This is a genomic window from Streptomyces sp. WELS2, from assembly GCF_013870595.1.
Lineage (GTDB): Bacteria > Actinomycetota > Actinomycetes > Streptomycetales > Streptomycetaceae > Streptomyces.
Genome location: NZ_JACBWZ010000505.1, coordinates 1 through 4,642 on the forward strand (window position 1 = coordinate 1; position 4,642 = coordinate 4,642).

At 73.6% G+C, this 4,642-nt stretch carries 3 protein-coding genes and 1 pseudogene; 2 read left to right on the top strand and 2 right to left on the bottom strand.

The window, feature by feature from the left end; translation table 11 throughout:
- Positions 1-70: 70 nt before the first annotated feature.
- Both H5J33_RS24295 and H5J33_RS24300 read right to left on the bottom strand, forming a co-directional pair.
- A pseudogene (locus H5J33_RS24295) lies at positions 71-745 on the bottom strand (4'-phosphopantetheinyl transferase); the annotation flags it as partial.
- Positions 693-1,598 carry a metallophosphoesterase gene (locus H5J33_RS24300; protein WP_181797010.1) on the bottom strand — a complete coding sequence of 302 codons (906 nt, stop codon included), beginning with the start codon at positions 1,596-1,598 and terminating at the stop codon, positions 693-695. The pseudogene H5J33_RS24295 and the gene H5J33_RS24300, both read right to left, overlap by 53 nt.
- A 381-nt stretch (positions 1,599-1,979) precedes the next feature.
- Between H5J33_RS24300 and H5J33_RS24305 the strand changes: the two genes are divergently transcribed.
- Both H5J33_RS24305 and H5J33_RS24310 read left to right on the top strand, forming a co-directional pair.
- A complete protein-coding gene (locus tag H5J33_RS24305; protein WP_181797011.1) occupies positions 1,980-3,494 on the top strand; it encodes an MFS transporter in 1,515 nt (504 codons plus the stop codon).
- 175 nt (positions 3,495-3,669) lie between these two features.
- The coding region (locus H5J33_RS24310) for an ATP-grasp domain-containing protein (RefSeq protein WP_181797012.1) at positions 3,670-4,642 on the top strand (973 nt) is incomplete at its 3' end.

The window sequence follows — 4,642 nt, forward strand, 5'->3', positions numbered from 1 at the left end:
GGCGAACCGGCACGTCCTGGACCGGATGGAGGGCCGCGTGGACGGCAAGGTCGATCCGCACCGACCTCGCGTGCGGTACGACGACGGACGTCGCGGCCACTCCGTCCCGGACGATCCACCGGCCCTCGAAGGCCCGCAGGCGCCGGCCGCCGACCAGGGGCCCGGGCACGAGGAGTTCGGCGCGCAGGGTGCCGTACGGCTCGCCGCCGGTGCCCGGGTGCAGGGTGATGTCGGCCTCGGAGAAGTCGAGCCACTTGCGGGTGAGCGGGAACCACGCCTTGTAGACGGACTCCTTGGCGCTGAACAGCAGCCGGTCCCAGTGCACGGTGGGCCGGCTCAGGGCCAGCTCGCCGAGCCGCGCGGACTCGGCGGGCAGGAACACGGAGTCGCCGACGCCCTCCGGGAGCGGTCCGTGCGGCTCTGCGTCGATGCCGAGGGAGGCGAGGTCGGCGGCACGGACCAGCGCGGCGGCGCAGTAGCCTTCGCAGTGGGTCATGCTGCCGGCCAGTCCGTCCGGCCACAGCGGGGCGCCCCGCTCACCGCTGAGCACGGCCTGCGGCGGCACGCCCAGCTTCTCCATGGCGCGCCGGGCACAGCCGCGCACGGCGGCGAACTCGCGGCGCCGCTTGGCCACCGCGCGCGCGACGAGCGCCTCCTCCGCCGGGTAGAGCGGGGTCTCCCACAGCGGGTCGTCAGTGTGCGCCTCCACGGCCACGACCGACTCCGGGAGCAGCTCCTCGATCACCGGCTTCGACCTCCATCGGCAGGATGCGGCGCAGCCTTCCCGGCGGTTCCGGACGCTTGCGCCATTCGCGGGGGTAACCCACGGAGACCTCCATGAAGCGGACTCCGTCGTGCCAGGTGGTGCGGGGGATGTGCAGATGGCCGTAGACCATGGTGGCGACCCGGAACCGGCGGTGCCAGTCGGCGGTCAGCGCGGTGCCGCACCACATGGCGAACTCGGGGTGCCAGAGGATCTCGGTGGGGTGCCGGTCCAGCGGGTAGTGGTTGGCCAGCACGGTCGGGAGGTCCTCGGGCAGCTCGGCCAGCCGGCGCTCGGTCTCGGCGACCCGGGCCCGGCACCACGCCTCACGGGTCGGGTAGGGGTCGGGGTGCAGCAGGTACTCGTCGTTGCAGACGATGCCCGTGCCCTCCGCGTAGGCCAGGCCCTCCTCCTTGGTGGCACAGCCGGCCGGCAGGAACGAGTAGTCGTACAGCAGGAACAGCGGGGCGACGACGGCCGGGCCGCCGGCACCGCGCCACACGGGGTAGGGGTCCTCGGGAGTGACGACGCCCAGTTCCCGGCAGACCTCGACCAGGTGTTCGTAGCGGGCGACGCCGCGCAGGGTGACCTCGTCCCTGGGGTGGGTCCACAGCTCGTGGTTGCCGGGCACCCACAGCACCTTGCGGAAGCGGCGCGCGAGCGTGCCGAGGGCCCAGCGGATGTCGGCCACGGTCTCGGCGACATCGCCGGCCACGATCAGCCAGTCCTCGTCGCTCTCCGGCCGCATGCCCTCCACGAGGGCCCGGTTGTCCGGATAGCCGATGTGCAGGTCGCTGATGGCGAGCAGCTGTCCGGCGCCGGCCGTCGACTCCACCCCGCACACCCCTTCCGATCATCCGATGGCACCACAAGAACACACCGACCCCGCCCGGGACAAGGGTCTTCTGGCCGGGTGTCAGCGTCCCGGGCCGGGCGGCGACTTGACGGATCATGGTCGCTTTCCGGTCACCGTGGGGGAGATTCCCGGACCGGGTTCCGTCCCGGGCCCGGGCCGTACGGGATCACCGCTCCACGGTAACGCGACCGTCCGGCCAGGCGCGCGTTCAGATCGCGCACCGGAATGCGCGGCTTCCCGCGACCGCCTGCGGTGTGGCCGGATACCGATGTCCTCGCTGGGCGGAAGTCCAACAGTACGTAATTATGCGAACTGTCGTAGTGAGCCGGGCCGCCCTGCCCATGACCCGAAGGGCCGACCATGTCCCCCTCCCCAGGGCCGCACCCGCGGCCGACCGGACCCGGCCGGATCCGGCCGGGCTGGAGCCTGGCGCTGCTGGCGCTGGCGCAGCTGATCTTCTCCCTCGACCTGAACATCGTGTTCGTCGCCCTGCCCGACATCGGCACCGACCTGGACTTCCCCGGCCACACCCAGCAACTGGTCGTCAGCGCCTACGTGGTCTTCGCCGGCGGCTTCCTGCTGCTCGGCGGCCGGGCCGCCGATCTGCTCGGCCGGCGCCGGATCTTCGTGCTCGCGCTCTCCGTGTACGCCCTGTCCTCGCTGGCCGGCGGGCTGGCGGGCAGCCCGGAGGTCATCGTGGCCGCGCGGGCGGTGCAGGGCATCGGCGGCGCGCTGCTGCTGCCGTCCACGCTGTCGCTGATCAACACCCTGTTCGAGGAGGGTCCCAGGCGGAACCGGGCGCTCGCCGTGTGGGGCGGGGCCGGGGCCAGCGGCCTGACCGTCGGCGCGCTGCTGGGCGGCCTGCTCACCGGGGCCTTCGGCTGGCCCGCCGTGTTCTTCGTCAACGTGCCGCTGGCTGGGCTCGTCGCCCTGGCCGCGGTGTTCGTCATCCCGCGCGACCCGGCGGGCGGCACGGGCCGTCGGTTCGACCTGCCCGGCGCCCTGACCGTCACCACCGGCGCCACCCTGCTCGTCTTCGCGCTGGTGGAGGGCCCGGAGTGGGGCTGGGCCGCGCCGGCGGTCATCGGCGCGGCCGTCGCCGCCGTGGTCTGCCTGGCCGCGTTCGCCGCAATCGAGTCCCGTAGCGCCGACCCGCTGATGCCGTTCCGGCTGTTCCGCAACCGCAGCCTGAGCGTGGCCATCACGGTGACGTTCCTGTACATGGCCACGTTCGGCACCCTGCCGTACTTCCTCACCGTGCTGCTGCAGTCGGTGCACGGCTTCAGCGCCCTGGAGACCGGGCTCGCCTTCCTCGTGCCCTCCGTCGCCATCGCCGCCGGAACCCAGCTCGGCGAGCGCATGACCACCCGGCTGGGCGCGCGCACCACGCTGATCACGGGCTTCCTGGTCGGTGCGGTGGGCACCGCGGCCCTCTCCCCCGGCTTCGACGCGGACGCCGGCTACGGCATCGCCGTGCCCGGGCTGATCGTCTCCGGGGTGGGCCAGGGCATCGTGTGGACGTCCATGTGGATCGCCGCCGCCACCAAGGTCGCGCCCGGCGAGCAGGGCATCGCCAACGGCATGGCCTCCACCACCCTCAACCTGGGCAACGCCATCGGCCTGGCCGTGCTCACCGCGCTCGCCGACGCCGACACCGACGGCAAGACCGGTCAGGCGCTGTGGGCCGCCACCGCGGACGGGGAGTTCCTGGTCGTCCTGCTCACCGCGGCCGGGATGGCCCTCGGTCTGCTGATCGCGCTGTGGCTGCCGCGCGCCCGGGCGGCCGGCGCTCCGGTCGCGGGCTCGCCGCAGCCCTCGGCGGGGGCCGACGCGCCCGCCGCCGTCACCGGGGCAGCGGCGTCCGGGAACCAGTGACACCCGTGGTGCGGCCTGCCCGCCCGGGGTGCGCGAGAGGGCTCCGGTTGGCCGTATGATCGCCCCGACACCGGCGCCCGACTCCCTTTCTCCCAGGGCCGTTTGGTGACCCTTCCACGCACCTGCCCGGGCACGGGCCGCTCCGCCCTGCCCGCACACCCGAAAGGCGGCCTGCATGCTCTCTCGCGTACGCGTCTGGCTCAACCGCACGTACGCGGAGAACGTGTTCTTCATGGAACAGCTGCGGAGAAATCCCGGCGACCGGGCGGTCGAGATCCATGCCACGCACGGCGACCCGGACTCCCCGGTGCTGGCCGCCGCCGACACCGCCGAGCTGGAGCCGGAGGGCCTGTCCCCGGCCGCGTACGTCGAATACGCGCTCGACCAGTGCGCCCGGCGCGGCATCGACGTGTTCGTGCCCCGGCTGCACCAGGCCGCGATCGTGGCGCAGCGGGCCGAGTTCGCGGCGGCCGGTACGGCGCTGCTGGCGCCGACGCCCGAGGCGGTCGCCGTGTTCGAGAACAAGGCGGTCGGGTACGAGGCGGTGCGCTCGGTGGGCGTCCCGGTGCCGCCGTGGTGGCGGGTCCGGACGGCCGAGCAACTCCTGGCGGCTGTGGAGGAGTTGGAGGAGTCCGGGCATCAGGCGTGCGTCAAGCCGGCCGCCGGGGCGGGCGGGGCCGGCTTCCGGGTGATCACCCGGTCCCCCGTGTCCCTGTCGCAGCTGAGCGGCTTCCCCGGCCCGTACGCGCAGCTGGACACGGTCCTCGACGCGCTACGGCGGTCCGGGGAGCCCGTGGACTGGCTGGTGATGCCCCGCCTGACGGAGCCGGAGGTGTCCGTCGACTGCCTGACCGGGACGGATAACCGGGTACGGCTCGCCGTCGGCCGCACCAAGAACAGCCGCCGCCGGGGCTTCACCCTGGACGAGCGGTGGCTGGCGCCGGCCCGGCTGATCGCGGAGGGCTTCGGGCTGCACCACCTGTCCAACATCCAGTTCCGGATGCTCGGCGACCGCCCGGTGCTGCTGGACGTCAACACCAGGCCCGCCGGCGGGCTGCACCAGCTGTCGCTCTGCGGGGTGAACGCGCCCTGGGCGGCGGTGCGGCTGGCGCTGGGCGACGACCCCGGGGTGATCGAGCCGCCGTTCC

Bases quoted from the DNA above. Each gene is read 5' to 3' on its own strand.
- H5J33_RS24305 (WP_181797011.1), top strand. From the start codon at position 1,980: ATGTCCCCCTCCCCAGGGCCGCACCCGCGGCCGACCGGACCCGGCCGG.